Below are 16,206 nucleotides of genomic sequence, written 5' to 3'. Positions count from 1 at the left end.
GTGGGCCCGGCCGGGCTCGAACCGACGACACCCGCGGTGTAAACGCGGTGCTCTACCAACTGAGCTACAGGCCCCTCACGCGCCGGTGGACGACAGGGCGTCACCGACGGGCGGCGGTCAGCCTACGGCATCGGGCGAGCCGGCGCGGAGGCTCGCCAGCGCCTCCCGGTAGGCCGTGAAGTCGCGACCCTGCCCGATCTCACGGACCTCGCTCCAGACGACGATCCCCGACCGGTCGACGAGGAACGTCCCACGCAGGGCGAAGCCCTCCTCCTCGTCGAGCACTCCGTAGCGCCGGGCCACCTCGCCGTGCGGCCAGAAGTCGGACAGGAGCGGGAAGAAGTGGCCCTCGGCGTCGGCCCAGGCGCGCAGGGTGTACATCGAGTCGCACGAGATCGCGAACACCTGGATGTCGTCGTCCTGGAAGTCCTCGAGCCCGTCGCGGATCTCGCGCAGCTCGCCGCGGCAGATCCCCGAGAAGGCCGCCGGGTAGAAGACGACGACCGCGTTCTTGAGGCCACGCACCGCCGAGAGGCTCACGTCGACGCCGTACTGGTCGACGAGGGTGAAGTCGGGGGCCGGCTCGCCGACGCCGAGCGGCGCGGACGACTGGACCGCCCGGGCGCGGGAGTCGGTCGGGTGCGCGTTGGTCATGGCCGCAAGTGTGACATCACCGCACGAGACCGCGCGCCACCCTCGACAGCCCCGCAGAAAGCCAGCTTCGAACGGGTGCCATCAGCGCCGGGGACCCTTGGGCGGCATGAGCCGAGTGGCCGCCCAGTCGGCCGCGACGTTGACCTGGCCGCCGGTGATGAGCCCGGCCGTGGAGGCGGCCTCCTCGACCACGCTCGCGTCGACGTGCCCTGGACGTCCGGCCTTCGGCGTCAAAAGCACGATGAAGCCCTGGTCGAAGAGCTTCGTCAGCCCGTCCACCATGAGGTCGACGAGGTCGTCGTCCCCGTCGCGGTACCAGATCATGACTCCGTCGGCGCCGTCGTTGAACTCCTCGTCCTCGAGCTCGCTGCCGACAAGGTCCTCGAGCGCGAACCGCAGGTCGTCGTCGACGTCGTCGTCATAGCCGAACTCCTGGATGACCTGCCCCTTGGCAAATCCGAGCTTGCTGAAGGACGCCGCTCCCGCGGTCTCGCTCACTGTCACCGGTCCCTTCGATCGTCGCTGGCTGGTGGCGCTGTCACGCCCTGTCGCCGTAGTGGGTGCCACGACATCAGTGCATCGGCTCCGACGCTATCGCGCAAGGTGGACTCCGGAGGGGACAACGCCCACGCCGCGCCAAACCCGGCCTCGGTCACCGGCCGAGGGGGACGGCATACGCCCTCTCGCCGGAGGCGACCGCCCAGCCGAGCGCGTCCGCAGGGAGGACCCAATTGTGATGGCCGCCACCCTTGGGTAGAGGATGGATGGGTGCAGCGACGTGGCCGACCGGCCGCGGGCGCCGCCTCGCGACGAGAAAGGACCCACGACGTGGCATCCGAGGCCGGACCGATCCTCAACGGCATCCCCAGTCAGCTCCCGGACATCGACCCGGACGAGACGCAGGAGTGGATCGACTCCCTCGACGCCGTCCTCGACGAGAAGGGCCGCACCCGCGCGCGCTACATCATGCTCAAGCTCATCGAGCGTGCGCGCCAGCAGCAGGTGGGCGTCCCGTCCCTGACGGCCACCGACTACATCAACACCATCCCGCCCGAGCGCGAGCCGTGGTTCCCCGGTGACGAGGAGACCGAGCGCGAGATGCGCCGCTACATCCGGTGGAACGCCGCGGTCATGGTCCACCGCGCGCAGCAGCCCGGCATCGGCGTCGGCGGCCACATCTCCACCTACGCGAGCGCCGCGACGCTCTACGAGGTGGGCATGAACCACTTCTTCCGCGGCAAGGACCACCCCGGCGGCGGCGACCAGGTCTACTTCCAGGGCCACGCCTCCCCCGGCATGTACGCCCGCAGCTTCCTCGAGGGCCACCTGACCGAGGCGCAGCTCGACGGCTTCCGCCAGGAGAAGAGCCACATCGTCGACGGCAAGATCCAGGCGCTGCCGTCCTACCCGCACCCGCGGCTGCTCCCCGACTACTGGGAGTTCCCGACGGTGTCGATGGGCATCGGCCCGATGAACGCGATCTACCAGGCGCAGTTCAACAAGTACCTCCACAACCGCGGCATCAAGGACACCAGCCAGCAGGACGTGTGGGCCTTCCTCGGCGACGGCGAGATGGACGAGCCCGAGTCGCGCGGCCTGCTGCAGCTCGCGGCGAACGAGGAGCTCGACAACCTCAACTTCGTCATCAACTGCAACCTGCAGCGCCTCGACGGCCCGGTCCGCGGCAACGGCAAGATCATCCAGGAGCTCGAGGCCTTCTTCCGCGGCGCTGGCTGGAACGTCATCAAGGTCATCTGGGGCCGCGGATGGGACCCGCTGCTGGCCGCCGACCGCGACGGCGCCCTCGTGCACGTCATGAACACCACGAGCGACGGCGACTACCAGACCTTCCGCGCCAACGACGGCAAGTACGTCCGCGACCACTTCTTCGGCCGCGACCCGCGCACCGCCAAGATGGTCGAGGGCTGGAGCGACGACCAGGTCTGGTGGGACCTCAAGCGCGGTGGCCACGACTACCGCAAGGTCTACGCCGCGTACAAGGCGGCCCGCGAGCACACCGGCCAGCCGACCGTCATCCTCGCCAAGACCATCAAGGGCTACAGCCTCGGCTCGCACTTCGCCGGCCGCAACGCGACGCACCAGATGAAGAAGATGACGCTGGACGACCTCAAGGCCTTCCGCGACAGCCTGCGCATCCCGATCACCGACGAGCAGCTCGAGGCCAACCCCTACCAGCCGCCGTACTACCACCCCGGCGCCGACAGCGACGTCATCAAGTACTCGATCGACCGGCGCCAGAAGCTCGGCGGCACGCTGCCGAGCCGCCGCGTCGACTTCGAGCCGGTCAAGCTGCCCGGCGACGAGGCGTACGCGCAGGTCAAGAAGGGCTCGGGCAAGCAGGAGGTCGCCACGACGATGGCCTTCGTCCGCCTGCTCAAGGACCTGCTGCGCGACAAGGAGTTCGGCAAGCGGGTCGTGCCGATCATCCCCGACGAGGCGCGCACGTTCGGCATGGACGCGTTCTTCCCGACGATCAAGATCTACAACCCCAACGGGCAGAACTACACGCCGGTCGACGCCGAGCTGATGCTCGCCTACCGCGAGAACGAGTCGGGCCAGATCCTGCACCTCGGCATCAACGAGGCCGGCTCGCTCGCCGCGTTCACGGCTGCCGGCACGTCCTACGCGACGCACGGCCAGCCGATGATCCCGGTCTACGTCTTCTACTCGATGTTCGGCTTCCAGCGCACGGGTGACTCCATCTGGGCGGCCGCCGACCAGATGACCCGCGGCTTCCTCATCGGCGCAACGGCCGGCCGCACGACGCTGACCGGCGAGGGCCTGCAGCACGCGGACGGTCACAGCCCGCTGCTCGCCTCGACCAACCCGGCCGTCGTGCACTACGACCCGGCGTACGCGTACGAGATCGCGCACATCGTGCAGGCGGGTCTCGAGCGGATGTACGGCGAGGGCAAGACGCCCGAGGAGTCGAACGTCATCTACTACCTCACCGTCTACAACGAGCCGCTGCAGCAGCCGAAGGAGCCCGACGACGTCGACGTCGAGGGCATCCTGCGCGGCATGCACAAGATCGCCCCGGCCAACACCGAGGGCTGGACGCACGAGGCCCCCCGCGCGCAGATCCTCGGGTCGGGCGTCGGCGTGCCGTGGGCGCTCGAGGCCCAGCAGCTGCTCGCCGACGACTGGGGCGTGGCCGCCGACGTGTGGTCGGTGACCTCGTGGAACGAGCTGCGCCGCGATGGCCTTGCCGCCGACGAGCAGGAGTTCCTCTCCCCCGACGCCGAGAAGCGCGTCCCGTGGGTCACGCAGTGCCTCCAGGGCACCGAGGGCCCGGTCGTGGCAGTGTCGGACTACATGCGGGCGGTCCAGGACCAGATCCGCGAGTGGGTCCCGGGCACCTACGCCACGCTCGGCGCCGACGGCTTCGGCTTCTCGGACACCCGCCCGGCGGCGCGCCGCTTCTTCCACATCGACGGCCCGTCGGTCGCCGTGCGGACGCTGCAGCTGCTCGCCAAGGAGGGCAAGGTCGACGCCGACGTCCCGCGCCGCGCAGCCGAGAAGTACAAGCTCGACGACGTCACCGCCGGCACGTCCGGCAACGCGGGCGGCGAGAGCTGAGGCTCCCCCGCTGACGTATGCCGTGTGGCCCGGTCCCTGCCCAGGGGCCGGGCCACATCCGCGCGGACGACGCCCTCCCCCGCAACACACCGTGAAGGTCACAACCCACCCGAATCGGATCCCGGTGAGTTGTGAGTTGCACGGTGTGTTGCGGGCTGGGGTCCACGGCATAGGCGATTGGATAGGTATGCGCGGCTGTGCATATACTTGCATTCATGTCCAAGGTCCTGACCTCGCTCCCCGTCGGTGAACGTGTCGGCATCGCCTTCTCCGGCGGTCTCGACACCTCGGTTGCTGTCGCGTGGATGCGCGAGAAGGGCGCCGTGCCCTGCACCTACACCGCCGACCTCGGGCAGTACGACGAGCCCGACATCGACTCCGTCCCCGGCCGCGCGGGCCAGTACGGCGCCGAGATCAGCCGCCTCGTCGACTGCAAGGCCGCGCTCGTCGAGGAGGGCCTGTCGGCCATCGCGTGCGGCGCGTTCCACATCCGCAGCGGCGGCAGGACCTACTTCAACACCACTCCCCTGGGCCGCGTCGTCACCGGCACGCTGCTCGTGCGGGCCATGCAGGAGGACGGCGTCTCGATCTGGGGCGACGGCTCAACGTTCAAGGGCAACGACATCGAGCGGTTCTACCGCTACGGCCTGATGGCCAACCCCAGCCTGCGCATCTACAAGCCGTGGCTCGACGCCGACTTCGTCACCGAGCTCGGCGGCCGCCACGAGATGTCCGAGTGGCTGACCGCGCGTGAGCTGCCCTACCGCGCGAGCGCCGAGAAGGCGTACTCCACCGACGCGAACATCTGGGGCGCGACCCACGAGGCCAAGACGCTCGAGTTCCTCGACGAGTCGATCGAGGTCGTCGAGCCGATCATGGGCGTCAGGTTCTGGGACCCGTCCGTCGCCATCGAGACCGAGGACGTCACGGTCCGCTGGGAGCGCGGGCGTCCCGTCGCCATCAACGGTACGGAGTACGCCGACGCCGTCGCCCTCGTCGACGCCGCCAACCGCATCGGTGGCCGCCACGGGCTCGGCATGAGCGACCAGATCGAGAACCGCATCATCGAGGCCAAGTCCCGCGGCATCTACGAGGCCCCGGCCATGGCGCTGCTGCACATCACCTACGAGCGGCTCCTCAACGCGATCCACAACGAGGACACGGTCGCCAACTACCACGCCGAGGGCCGCAAGCTCGGCCGCCTCATGTACGAGGGCCGGTGGCTCGACCCGCAGGCGCTCATGGTCCGCGAGTCGCTGCAGCGCTGGGTCGCCTCCGCGGTCACCGGCGAGGTCACGATCCGCCTGCGTCGCGGCGACGACTGGTCGATCATCCGCACCGAGGGTCCGGCCTTCAGCTACCACCCCGAGAAGCTCTCGATGGAGCGCACCGAGGACGCCGCCTTCGGCCCGGTCGACCGCATCGGCCAGCTGACCATGCGCAACCTCGACATCGCCGACTCCCGCGCCAAGCTCGAGCTGTATGCCGCCCAGGGCCTGCTGGGTGCCGACGCCCGCGACCTCGTGGGCGAGCTCACCCCCGGAGGCGCCGCGGCGATCTCGGCCAACCCCGCCGCCGTCGACGTGGATGAGCAGGACGACGCCCTCGACCGGGCGGCGATGGAGTTCGGCACCGACTGATCGAGGCGCGTCGAGTCCCGGCGGGTAGGGACCCTGCATGACCGAATCCCACACAATCACCGTCCAGCGGAACATCGACGCCTCGGCCGCCGACATCTTCGAGGTGCTCAGCAACCCGAAGCGGCACGTCGAGCTCGACGGCTCCGGGTTCGTGCGTTCCGACGAGAAGGCCGAGCGGATCAAGCAGGTCGGCGACGTCTTCCGCATGAACATGGCCGGCGACCACATGGGCGGCGAGTACCAGACGGACAACACCGTCTCGGGCTACTCGCACAACGCCCTGCTCGCCTGGAGGACCGCCCCTGCCGACACCCCGCCGCCCGGCTGGGAGTGGATGTGGGAGCTGACGCCCGAGGGCCCGAACTCGACTCTGGTGTCGCTGACGTATGACTGGAGCCGCGTCACCGACAAGGAGATCCTGCAGAAGGTCAGCTTCCCGCTCGTCGAGAAGACCCAGCTCGAGGACAGCCTGGGCAACCTGGCCTCGGCCGTCGCCGGCTAGCGCGGCGCTCGCGTCCCCCGAACGGGGCTGCTCCACTGCCGGCCGGGGTTAGCGTGAGGGTATGGCCCTCGAGGTCCGCGGCGTGGCGTACTCCTACGGCGACCGGGTGGCCCTCGACGGGGTCGATCTGGAGGTGACCCCGGGCGTCCTGACGGGACTGCTCGGGCCAAACGGTGCGGGCAAGACGACCCTCATGCGCATCGTGCTCGGTGTGCTGGTCCCGGACCGGGGCGACGTGCGGCTCGACGGCGCCCCGGTCGACAGCGCGGTCAGGCAGCGGTGGGGCTACATGCCCCAGGAGCGCGGCCTCTACCCCGGGATGCCGGTCGGCGAGCAGGTCGTCTACTTCGCCCGGCTGCACGGCCTCTCGCGGGCCGATGCAACCGCACGCGCCCGGGCCCTGCTCGACGAGCTCGGCATGTCCGAGCGCTGGGACGAGCGCACCGACAAGCTCTCGGGCGGACTCCAGCAGCGGCTCCAGCTGGCCACGGCGCTCGCCCACGAGCCGGACGTCGTCGTGCTCGACGAGCCCTTCGCCGGCCTGGACCCCGTCGCCGTCGCAGACCTGTCCGACAGCCTCCGGCAGCGGGCGCGAGCCGGCTGCACCGTCCTCTTCTCCAGCCACCAGCTGGACCTCGTGCAGAACCTGTGCGAGGACATCGTGATGGTCGACGAGGGACGGATCGTGCTGCGTGGACCGCTGGCCTCTCTGCGGGCGGCCTCGAGCGGGGTGCAGCTGCGGGTCAACGTCCGCAGCCGCGACCGGCGCTGGCTCGACCGCTTCGCCGGCGCCACGGTCGTCAGCGAGGAGGCCGACGAGGTCCGCATCGCCATCCCGCACGGCACGGACCCGCTCGAGGTGCTCGACGCGGCACGGGCCGCGGGCCACGTCGACGACTTCGGGCTCGACCTGCCCTCCCTCTCGCAGCTCTTCCTCGAAGCGGTGACGCCCGGGTCGACCACGGCCCCGGCGGCCTCCTCGAGTGCCACCGGGTCGAGGATGCCCGCCGGCGCCGCTGACGGGAGCGCCCGATGAGCTGGCGGCACGGCATGGGGCTCGTCTACGGCCGCAGTCTGCGCGAGCAGCTGCGCTCCAGGACCTTCAAGATCGTCACGACCCTGCTCCTGCTGCTCTCCGTCGCCGCCGTCGTCGTCCCGAGGCTCATCTCCAGCGGCCCGACCACCTACACCCTCGTGACGGTGGGGCGGGCGCCTGTCACCCTGACCACGAGCGTGACGGCCGCCGCCCGAGCCGGCGGCTACCGGACGGCATACGTGCAGCGCTCCAGCGAGGCGGGCGTGCGGGAGGCCGTGCAGCACGGCGACGCGACGGTGGGCCTGGCGGGCAACCGGATGTACGTCGCCGAGCGCAACGCCGGCGCCTTCCCCGGCATCGTGGCGCAGTCGCTCGTCAGGCTCGAGACGGCACGCGCGCTGGCCGGTTTCGGCCTGACAGCCGAGCAGGTGGCGAGCCTGGCCTCCATCCGTCCACCCGAGCAGGTGATCGTGGCGGCCGCGCAGAACCAGAGCCGAGCCAACGTCGGCTACGCGGTCGGGCTCGTGCTCTACCTCGCCCTGCTCTTCAGCGGCCAGATCATCGCCATGGCGGTGGCGACCGAGAAGGCGACCCGGATCTCGGAGGTGCTCCTCGCGGTCCTGCGGCCCAGCCAGGTGCTCGTGGGCACCGTCCTGTCCGTCGCCACGGTCACCCTCATCCAGCTGATCGTGCTGTCGGTGCCGATGCTCGTCGGCGCCTCGGTGACCGGCTCGTCCTGGCTTCCGGCCCTGGCGGCACCGGACGTCGCCCTGGCTCTGACGTGGTTCGTCCTCGGGTTCGGCCTGTTCGCCTTCCTGTATGCCGCCGGCGGGGCGCTCGTCGACAAGGTGACCGAGGCGGGGGCCGCGGTGCTGCCCGTCACCGCACTGATCATCGGCGGCTACCTGCTCGGGGTGGTCGTCGTCCTGGGCAACCCGGGGTCGGCCCTCAGCGTGGCGGCGTCGATCTTCCCGCTCACCGCGCCGCTGACCATGCCCATCCGGTGGGGCACGGGCGACGTGCCCACCTACCAGCTGCTCCTCGCCCTCGTCTTGACCGCCGTGGCCGGGCTCGGCTGTATCTGGCTGGCCTCGACCGTCTACCGGCGGGCCCTCGTCATCACCGGGCACCGCGTCCGACCGCGCGAGCTCCTGCGGCGTCGCCCGACTCCCGGCGGCAGGCGTTCCGGATAGTCTCCGCGGATGCGCGAGATGACCGAGCCGGCCGCCGTCGGGGAGCAGTACGCCAGCACCGAGAGGCTCGAGACGCGCCGGGGCGTGTGGGGGCCGGGCCCCGAAGGTGTGTCGCCGGTCGACGTGCTCCGAACGCTCGTCGTCTCCTCGGGTGCTCGCCGCGTCCTCGAGGTCGGCTGCGGCACAGGTGACTTCGCTCGGTCGGTCCTGGACGCCGCGCCCGGCGTCGACTACGTCGCGACGGACCTCTCCCCCGCCATGGTGAAGGCCACCCGCGCGCTCGGCGTGACGTCCGAGGTCGCGGCCGCCGACGCACTGCCCTTCGCCGACAGCTCCTTCGACGGCGGCGTCGCCGCGTGGATGCTCTACCACGTCCCCGACCTGGACGGCGCGCTGGTCGAGCTGCGCCGGGTGCTCCGAGAGGGCGGCTGCCTGCACGTCGTCACCAACGGCCACGAGCACCTGGGCGACCTGCTCCGCGAGGCCGGCGGCGAGCCGCTGGTCACACAGTTCATGTCGGAGAACGCGACTGAGGTCCTGCGCCGGCACTTCGAACACGTCGTGCAGCGGGACGTGGAGACCCGCGCCACTTTCCCCGACCACGCCACGGCCCGCGCCTACCTGGCCACCTTCGCTCCGGACCTCGCCGACGCCCTCCCCTTCTTCGAGGGCGAGCGGACGTATGCCGGCCGCACCGCCGTCCTGTCGGCCCACTGACTCGCCGGCCCGGACTCAGGCAGGTCGCCGGGTGGGTGCCCGTTCGCCGCGCGGATGCGCTTCCCGCACAGGGGTGCGCGTTGGAACGCGCATCCCTACGACGATTCCCCACTTCTGGCACGACCGCGCACCCCTGCGCGCTCGACGGCAGCCGCGAGGCGGCGGTTTGTGAACGGCATACAAAGTCCCTCGCGCAACGGCCCTAGGCTGGCGACGTGACCGACCAGCGGCAGCACCCGAGTGAGGCGACGTCGCGTGCCGTCGAGCGCAGCGCCGGTGAGCTCGCGACCCTCGCCTCCCAGCGGATGGAGGAGCACCTCCGGTGGTACCGCGAGCTCTCCGCCGAGGAGCGCTCGCAGGTGGGCCTCGTCGCCCAGGCCGGCATCTCGCAGTTCATCGCGTGGTTCCACCAGGAGGAGGGGCACGAGCCCTCGGCCATCTCCATCTTCGCCAACGCGCCGCAGGAGCTCACCCGGTCGGTGAGCCTGCGCCAGACCCTCGATCTCGTGCGCACCGTCGTCGACGTCGTGGAGTCGCGCGTCGAGAGCCTCGCGGGCCCCGGCGACGAGCAGCTGCTGCGCGAGTCGGTGCTGCGCTTCTCCCGCGAGATCGCGTTCGCCGCCGCCGAGGTGTATGCCGGGGCCGCCGAGGCCCGAGGCGCCTGGGACGCCCGGCTCGAGGCGCTCGTCGTCGACGGCGTGCTGCGCGGCGAGGCCGACGAGTCGATGCAGTCCCGGGCCAGCGCGCTCGGGTGGGGAGACGTCGCCGACGTGACGTTCGTCGTGGGGACCACTCCCACGGCCGCCGGCGGTGCGGTGCCGGCGGTCGACGACCTGCGCCGCTCGGTGCGCCAGCACGGCGTGGAAGCGCTTGCCATCGTGCAGCGCTCACGACTCATTGCGATCCTCGGCGGCACCCGGGACGCGCTCCGCGTGGTCAGCGCCGTAGCGGACTGCTTCGGTCCCGGGCCGGTCGTGCTGGGCCCGACGGTGCCGCACCTGTTCGCCGCCGGCCGCTCGGCACGCGCGGCCCTGAGCGGGCTCTCGGCGGCCGCCGCCTGGCCCGAGGTGCCCCGCGTCGTCGAGTCGGACGCCCTGCTGGCCGAGCGCGCCCTGGCCGGTGAGCCGCAGGCACGGCGCCTGCTCGTCGACCGTGTCCACCGCCCGCTCGCGGCTGCGAGCCACTCCGCCCTGCTGACGACCGCGACGGCATACCTCGAGAGCGGCGGGGCGCTGGAGGCCACGGCCCGCACCCTGTTCGTCCACCCCAACACGGTCCGCTATCGGCTGGGACGCATCTGCGACGCGACGGGCTACGACCTCACGGTGCCGCGCGAGGCGTGGACCGTGCGGATCGCCCTGTCGCTGGGGCGCCTGGCCGCAGCGGGCGCCTCCTCACCCGCGACCCCACCGGCAGCGGCGAGCAGGTCAGGGCACGGTGGGTCGCCCACACTGCCCTCCATGCGCCCACCCCGCCTCGGCTTGGAGGAATCCTCCAAACTATCCGGAGCGACTTCGTGACATTCGACGGCGGGATCGACCGCCTCGACCGGGAAGGGTTGAAGGCGTGCTAGCGATCGTGTGCCCCGGACAGGGCTCCCAGACCCCCGGCTTCCTCACCCCGTGGCTCGAGCTCGACGGCGTCCGCGAGCAGCTGACCGCCCTGGGGCAAGCCGCAGGGCACGACCTCGTCGCCCACGGCACCGAGTCCGATGCCGAGACCATCAAGGACACCGCGGTCGCGCAGCCTCTCATCGTCGCGGCCGGCCTCGTCACCGCGTCCGCGCTCTTCCCCGCGCGAGAGCAGCTCGACGCCACCGGCGCCGTGCTGGCCGGCCACTCGGTCGGTGAGCTGACCGCGGCGGCCCTCGCCGGCGTGGTCACCGACGAACAGGCCATCTCCCTGGTGGCCACCCGCGGCCGCGCCATGGCCAAGGCGAGCGCGGTCACCCCGACGGGCATGGCGGCTGTCCTCGGCGGCGACCCCGACGAGGTCCTCGCCGCCCTCGAGGCCAAGGGCCTGACCCCGGCGAACGTCAACGGCGGTGGCCAGGTGGTCGCCGCCGGCACCCTCGAGCAGATCGAGGCCCTGCAGGGCGAGCCACCGGCCAAGGCACGGGTGATCCCGTTGCAGGTCGCCGGCGCCTTCCACACCTCGCACATGTCGCCGGCCGTCGAGTCCCTCGCCGCAGCGGCCGCCGACGTGACACCGTCGCAGCCCCGCCTGCGCCTGCTGTCCAACGCAGACGGAGCCGTCGTCACCGACGGGGCGGACGCGCTGCAGCGTCTCGTGCGCCAGGTCAGCAACCCGGTGCGCTGGGATCGCTGCATGGAGACGATGCTGGCCCTCGGCGTGACCGGCCTGATCGAGCTCGCCCCGGCCGGCACCCTCGTGGGCCTGGCCAAGCGGGCCATGAAGGGCGTCGAGACCCTCGCGGTCAAGACGCCCGACGACCTCGACGCCGCCCGCACCCTCGTCCAGACCCACACGGCCTGATGGCGCACGGCCCCTGACTGGCGCCGCGACCCCCGCAGGGGCACGCTCGGGGCAGGTGCTGCCCGACGGTGACCCCGTCGTCGCACTCGCCGAGCGCCGCTCAACCCACCTGAACCCTCACCCTCGAGAAGGCCTCACGTGACATCCCCCAGCACCGCGCCGACGCCCAAGGGCACCGGCACCCTCGTCGACACCGGCGCCCCGCGCCACTCACGGATCATGGGCGTGGGTGCCTACCGCCCCGCGCGCGTCGTCATGAACTCCGAGATCGTCGACAAGATCGACTCGAGCGACGAGTGGATCCGCGAGCGATCCGGCATCATCAGCCGCCACTTCGCCGCCGAGGACGAGAGCGTCATCGACATGGCCGAGGCCGCGTCGCGTCAGGCGCTCGAGCACGCCGGCGTGGCGCCGGAGCAGATCGGCTTCGTCCTCATGGCGACCGTGACGCACCCCTACCAGACGCCCGCGGCCGCTCCCGAGCTCGCGGCGCGCCTCGGCTCCACGGCGCCGGCCATCGACATCTCTGCCGCCTGCGCCGGCTACTGCTACGGCGTGGCCATGGCGAGCGACATGGTCAAGGGCGGCTCGGCCGACTACGTGCTCGTCGTCGGTGTCGAGAAGCTCAGCGACTTCACCGACCCCTACGACCGCGGCAGCGCCTTCATCTTCGGCGACGGCGCGGGCGCGTGCGTGATCGGCCCGAGCGACACCCCCGGCATCGGTCCGACGGTGTGGGGCTCCGACGGCACGCAGCGCGACGCGATCACGCAGAAGCAGGCGTGGACCGACGTCCGCGAGTCGTGGCAGGACGCCCAGGCCGACAAGGCGGTGTGGCCCGCCATCGGCATGGCCGGGCAGACCGTCTTCCGGTGGGCGGTCTGGGGCATGGCCCCGGTCGCCCAGCAGGCGATCGACAAGGCCGGCATCAAGGCCGACGACCTCGACGCCTTCATCCCCCACCAGGCCAACATCCGCATCATCGACGCGATGGTCAAGCAGCTCAAGCTGCCCGCCGACATCCCCGTGGCGCGCGACATCGTGACGACAGCCAACACCTCGGCCGCCTCCATCCCGATCGCCACCACGCGCATGCTCGCCGAGAAGGAGATCCCGAGCGGCGGCCTGGCCCTGCAGATCGGCTTCGGCGCCGGGCTCGTGTATGCCGCCCAGGTCGTCGTGCTCCCCTGAGCCCTCCCAGCCGGGCAGTCCTCGCACTCCCGCCGGTCCCGACGGGTCATTCGGGCCACGGAACGACCACCGCAGAAGCCCCCGCAACACCACACCACACCACACCACAAGGAGTAGACAGATGGCTCAGTCCGAGCAGGAGATCCTCGAGGGTCTTGCCGAGATCGTCAACGAGGAGACCGGCCTCGACACCGCGTCCGTCGAGATGGACAAGTCCTTCACCGAGGACCTCGACATCGACTCCCTGTCGATGATGACGATCGTCGTCAACGCCGAGGAGAAGTTCGGCGTGCGCATCCCGGACAGCGAGGTCAAGAACCTCAAGACCGTCCGCGACGCCGTCACCTACATCGCCGGCGCCCAGTCCTGAGGTCCCGGTAGCCACCGGTCGGCGCCCGGACGCCCGGGCGCCGACCACCGGGCACCAGCCCACCCGCTCGTCACCCCTCGCACCACCCGATCCCACCCAGAGGAGCACGTCACCATGACGTCCAATCGCGACCGACGCGTCGTGGTCACCGGCCTCGGTGCCACCACGCCCCTCGGCGGCACCGCCACGGAGACGTGGGAGGCCCTGCTCGCCGGCCGGTCCGGCGCCCGCACCATGGACTTCGACTGGGTCGCCAAGTACGAGCTCCCGGTCACCTTCGCCGCCACGATCCACACCACGCCCGACCAGGTCCTCACCAAGGTCGAGACCCGTCGTCTCGACCCGTCGAGCCAGTACGCCCTCATCGCCGCCCGCGAGGCCTGGGCCGACGCCGGCAAGCCCGAGGTCGACCCGGAGCGCCTCGGCGCGGCCATCGGCTCCGGCATCGGCGGAGTCTGGACGCTCCTTGACCAGTGGGACAACCTCCGCGAGAAAGGCCCCCGCCGGGTCTACCCGCTCGCCGTTCCCATGCTCATGCCCAACGGTCCGGCAGCCGCGGTCTCCCTCGACCTCGGCGCGCGTGCCGGAGCCCACACCACCGTCAGCGCCTGCGCCTCCGGTGCCGAGAGCATGGGCTACGCCATCGACATGATCCGCACCGGCCGGGCCGACGTCGTGGTCGCCGGCGGCACCGAGGCCGCCGTGCACGCCCTGCCCATCGCCGGCTTCGCCGCCATGCAGGCGCTGTCGACCCGTAACGACGAGCCGGAGAAGGCCTCGCGCCCCTACGACACCGGCCGCGACGGCTTCGTCCTCGGCGAGGGCGCCGCCGTGATCGTCCTCGAGTCGGAGGAGCACGCCCGGGCCCGTGGCGCGCGCATCTACGCCGAGCTCGCGAGCGTGGGCATGTCCGCCGACGCGCACCACATCACCGCACCGGAGCCCAACGGCTCGGGCGCCTCACGCGCCATGCAGTATGCCGTCGAGCGCGCCGACCTGTCCCTGGCCGACATCGTCCACATCAACGCGCACGCGACCTCCACCCCGGTCGGTGACGTCGCCGAGTACAACGCCATCAAGCGGGCGTTCGGCGACCACACCGAGAACCTGTCGGTGACGGCGACGAAGTCGATGACGGGCCACCTGCTCGGCGCCGCAGGTGCCCTCGAGGCCGTGATCACGATCCAGTCGATCCACAACCGGCTCGTGCCGGCCACGATCAACCTCGACGACCAGGACCCGGAGATCCCGCTCAACGTGGTCACGGGCGAGGCGCAGAAGCTGCCCGACGGCGACATCGCGGCGCTCAACAACTCGTTCGGCTTCGGCGGCCACAACGTCGCCCTCGCGATCCGCAGCATCTGAGACGCGACGCACCCGCACCTCACGAGGCCCCTCGACCGGATGGTCGAGGGGCCTCGTGCATGGCCGCGCCCGGCTTGCGCCGGCGCCTCAGCCCTTGACGCAGAGCAGCGTCGTCAGGCGTGTGACGACCTCGACGAGCGGGCTGGGCCCTCGCGTCTGGGCGGCGATGACCGACTCGAGGTCCTTGTAGGCCGCCGGGATCTCGTCGATCACTCCCGCGTCCTTGCGGCACTCGATGCCCGCCGTCTGCGCGCGCAGGTCCTCCACGCTGAACCGTCGCTTCGCGGCGTTCCGCGACATGCGCCGGCCGGCGCCGTGGCTCGCCGAGTTGAACGAGGCCTCGTTGCCCAGCCCGCGCACGACGTAGGACCCCGTGCCCATCGACCCCGGGATCAGCCCGAGGTCGCCCGCCCCGGCCCGGATGGCCCCCTTGCGGGTCACGACGACGTCGACCCCCTCGTAGGTCTCCTCCGACACGTAGTTGTGGTGGCAGCGCACCGGCTCGTCGAACACGACGTGCGGGAAGTGCCGCGCCACGACCTCACGAGTCGTTGCCATCATCACCTCACGGTTCAGCAGCGCGTACTCCTGGGCCCAGTAGAGGTCGTGCAGGTAGGCCGCCATCTCCTGCGTCCCGGCGAGGAACACCGCGAGGTCACGGTCGGGGAGGCCGAGGTTGTGCTCGAGCGTCTTCGCCGTGGCGATGTGCCGCTCGGCGAGCTCCTTGCCGATGTTCCGCGAGCCCGAGTGCAGCATGAGCCACAACCGCCCGTCCCCGCCCTCGCACAGCTCCCAGAAGTGGTTGCCCGAACCGAGCGAGCCGCACTGCGCGAGCGCCCGCCCCTGGCGGTCCGAGATCGCAGGCGCGCGCAGGTCGCCGAACCGCGACATCAGGCCGTCGAACCTCGCGCTGAGGGCTGCGTCGCGCCGGAGCACCGGAGCCGTCCCGTCGTGGGCGTTCCAGCCGACCGGCAGCACGGCCTCGACCGCGGCACGGAGCGGCCCGAGGTCATCGGGCAGGTCGGCGGCAGTGAGGTTGGTGCGGACACCGGTCATGCCGCAGCCGATGTCGACGCCGACAGCAGCCGGCGACACGGCATCGCGCATCGCGATGACCGAGCCGACGGTCGCGCCCTTGCCCAGGTGCACGTCGGGCATGACGCGGAGGCCGTGGACCCACGGCAGCCGGCTGATGTTGCGCAGCTGGTCGAGCGCGGCGGGCTCGACCTCGTCGGGGTCGGCCCACATCAGGGTGGGAGCCTGCGCGCCCGGGAGCGCGACAGGAAGGGTGGTCATGGCCGTCATCCTTTCGTCGGTCGGACGGTCGTCCGGACAGGTGGGAGGGCTCGAGCCCCGCGGCCGTATGCCGGGTGGCGCGGTCACCGGGAGCCGGCCACCCGGCATACGGCATGCGGCATACGGCACGGAGCAGGCAGGCCTCC

Annotated in this window: 14 protein-coding genes and 1 tRNA gene; 11 read left to right on the top strand and 4 right to left on the bottom strand. The window is 71.3% G+C overall.

The window, feature by feature from the left end:
* Position 1 precedes the first annotated feature (1 nt).
* From AB0316_RS06235 to AB0316_RS06225, 3 genes are all read right to left on the bottom strand, one after another.
* A tRNA-Val gene (locus tag AB0316_RS06235) sits at positions 2-74 on the bottom strand.
* A gap of 43 nt (positions 75-117) precedes the next feature.
* Entirely contained in the window at positions 118-654 is a 537-nt protein-coding gene (locus AB0316_RS06230; RefSeq protein ID WP_366271443.1) for a peroxiredoxin, read from the bottom strand.
* A gap of 81 nt (positions 655-735) precedes the next feature.
* Positions 736-1,152 carry a DUF3052 domain-containing protein gene (locus tag AB0316_RS06225; RefSeq protein ID WP_366271442.1) on the bottom strand — a complete coding sequence of 139 codons (417 nt, stop codon included), beginning with the start codon at positions 1,150-1,152 and terminating at the stop codon, positions 736-738.
* A gap of 330 nt (positions 1,153-1,482) precedes the next feature.
* On the opposite strand from AB0316_RS06225, the gene aceE reads away from it, so the two are divergent.
* The 11 genes from aceE (at position 1,483) to fabF (ending at position 14,764) form a co-directional block, all read left to right on the top strand.
* A complete protein-coding gene (gene aceE / locus AB0316_RS06220) occupies positions 1,483-4,254 on the top strand; it encodes a pyruvate dehydrogenase (acetyl-transferring), homodimeric type (protein WP_366271440.1) in 2,772 nt (923 codons plus the stop codon).
* Between the two features lie 215 nt (positions 4,255-4,469).
* Complete coding sequence (argG, locus tag AB0316_RS06215) at positions 4,470-5,894, top strand: argininosuccinate synthase (protein ID WP_366271438.1); 1,425 nt, start codon at positions 4,470-4,472, stop codon at positions 5,892-5,894.
* A 37-nt stretch (positions 5,895-5,931) separates the two neighbouring features.
* Complete coding sequence (locus AB0316_RS06210) at positions 5,932-6,396, top strand: polyketide cyclase (RefSeq protein ID WP_366271436.1); 465 nt, start codon at positions 5,932-5,934, stop codon at positions 6,394-6,396.
* Positions 6,397-6,457: 61 nt separating this feature from the next.
* The gene (locus tag AB0316_RS06205) at positions 6,458-7,432 is read left to right on the top strand and encodes an ATP-binding cassette domain-containing protein (protein WP_366271434.1); all 975 of its coding nucleotides are present in this window, start codon (positions 6,458-6,460) and stop codon (positions 7,430-7,432) included.
* A complete protein-coding gene (locus AB0316_RS06200; RefSeq protein WP_366271432.1) occupies positions 7,429-8,625 on the top strand; it encodes an ABC transporter permease in 1,197 nt (398 codons plus the stop codon). Before AB0316_RS06205 ends, AB0316_RS06200 begins: the two co-directional genes overlap by 4 nt.
* Positions 8,626-8,634: 9 nt before the next feature.
* Positions 8,635-9,342, top strand: coding sequence for a class I SAM-dependent methyltransferase (locus tag AB0316_RS06195; RefSeq protein WP_366271431.1), 708 nt, complete (start codon positions 8,635-8,637; stop codon positions 9,340-9,342).
* A gap of 215 nt (positions 9,343-9,557) precedes the next feature.
* Positions 9,558-10,862 (top strand): helix-turn-helix domain-containing protein, encoded by a 1,305-nt coding sequence (locus tag AB0316_RS06190; protein ID WP_366271430.1) that lies wholly within the window; start codon positions 9,558-9,560, stop codon positions 10,860-10,862.
* A gap of 46 nt (positions 10,863-10,908) precedes the next feature.
* Positions 10,909-11,838, top strand: a complete 930-nt coding sequence (locus tag AB0316_RS06185; protein WP_366271429.1) for an ACP S-malonyltransferase — start codon at positions 10,909-10,911, stop codon at positions 11,836-11,838.
* Positions 11,839-12,057: 219 nt separating this feature from the next.
* Positions 12,058-13,029, top strand: a complete 972-nt coding sequence (locus AB0316_RS06180) for a beta-ketoacyl-ACP synthase III (RefSeq protein ID WP_366272801.1) — start codon at positions 12,058-12,060, stop codon at positions 13,027-13,029.
* Between the two features lie 121 nt (positions 13,030-13,150).
* Positions 13,151-13,399, top strand: a complete 249-nt coding sequence (locus AB0316_RS06175; protein WP_142183856.1) for an acyl carrier protein — start codon at positions 13,151-13,153, stop codon at positions 13,397-13,399.
* 114 nt (positions 13,400-13,513) lie between these two features.
* Positions 13,514-14,764, top strand: a complete 1,251-nt coding sequence (gene fabF, locus AB0316_RS06170; RefSeq protein ID WP_366271427.1) for a beta-ketoacyl-ACP synthase II — start codon at positions 13,514-13,516, stop codon at positions 14,762-14,764.
* A gap of 87 nt (positions 14,765-14,851) precedes the next feature.
* On the opposite strand, the gene AB0316_RS06165 is transcribed toward fabF, so the two are convergent.
* Positions 14,852-16,069, bottom strand: coding sequence for an RtcB family protein (locus AB0316_RS06165; RefSeq protein WP_366271426.1), 1,218 nt, complete (start codon positions 16,067-16,069; stop codon positions 14,852-14,854).
* Between the last annotated feature and the right edge of the window lie 137 nt (positions 16,070-16,206).

Origin of the sequence: Terrabacter sp. NPDC080008, from assembly GCF_040702505.1 — a bacterium.
Lineage (GTDB): Bacteria > Actinomycetota > Actinomycetes > Actinomycetales > Dermatophilaceae > Terrabacter.
Note: the sequence above shows the minus strand (reverse complement) of the source record. Positions and strands in the feature narration are given on the sequence as shown.

What these genes read in the sequence shown, in the direction of transcription:
- AB0316_RS06195 (WP_366271431.1), top strand. Translation starts at nt 8,635, where the DNA reads ATGCGCGAGATGACCGAGCCGGCCGCCGTCGGGGAGCAGTACGCCAGC.
- AB0316_RS06180 (WP_366272801.1), top strand. Translation starts at nt 12,058, where the DNA reads ATGGGCGTGGGTGCCTACCGCCCCGCGCGCGTCGTCATGAACTCCGAG.
- AB0316_RS06165 (WP_366271426.1), bottom strand. Translation starts at nt 16,069, where the DNA reads ATGACGGCCATGACCACCCTTCCTGTCGCGCTCCCGGGCGCGCAGGCT.
- argG (WP_366271438.1), top strand. Translation starts at nt 4,470, where the DNA reads ATGTCCAAGGTCCTGACCTCGCTCCCCGTCGGTGAACGTGTCGGCATC.
- AB0316_RS06175 (WP_142183856.1), top strand. Translation starts at nt 13,151, where the DNA reads ATGGCTCAGTCCGAGCAGGAGATCCTCGAGGGTCTTGCCGAGATCGTC.
- AB0316_RS06230 (WP_366271443.1), bottom strand. Translation starts at nt 654, where the DNA reads ATGACCAACGCGCACCCGACCGACTCCCGCGCCCGGGCGGTCCAGTCG.
- AB0316_RS06205 (WP_366271434.1), top strand. Translation starts at nt 6,458, where the DNA reads ATGGCCCTCGAGGTCCGCGGCGTGGCGTACTCCTACGGCGACCGGGTG.
- fabF (WP_366271427.1), top strand. Translation starts at nt 13,514, where the DNA reads ATGACGTCCAATCGCGACCGACGCGTCGTGGTCACCGGCCTCGGTGCC.
- AB0316_RS06200 (WP_366271432.1), top strand. Translation starts at nt 7,429, where the DNA reads ATGAGCTGGCGGCACGGCATGGGGCTCGTCTACGGCCGCAGTCTGCGC.
- AB0316_RS06210 (WP_366271436.1), top strand. Translation starts at nt 5,932, where the DNA reads ATGACCGAATCCCACACAATCACCGTCCAGCGGAACATCGACGCCTCG.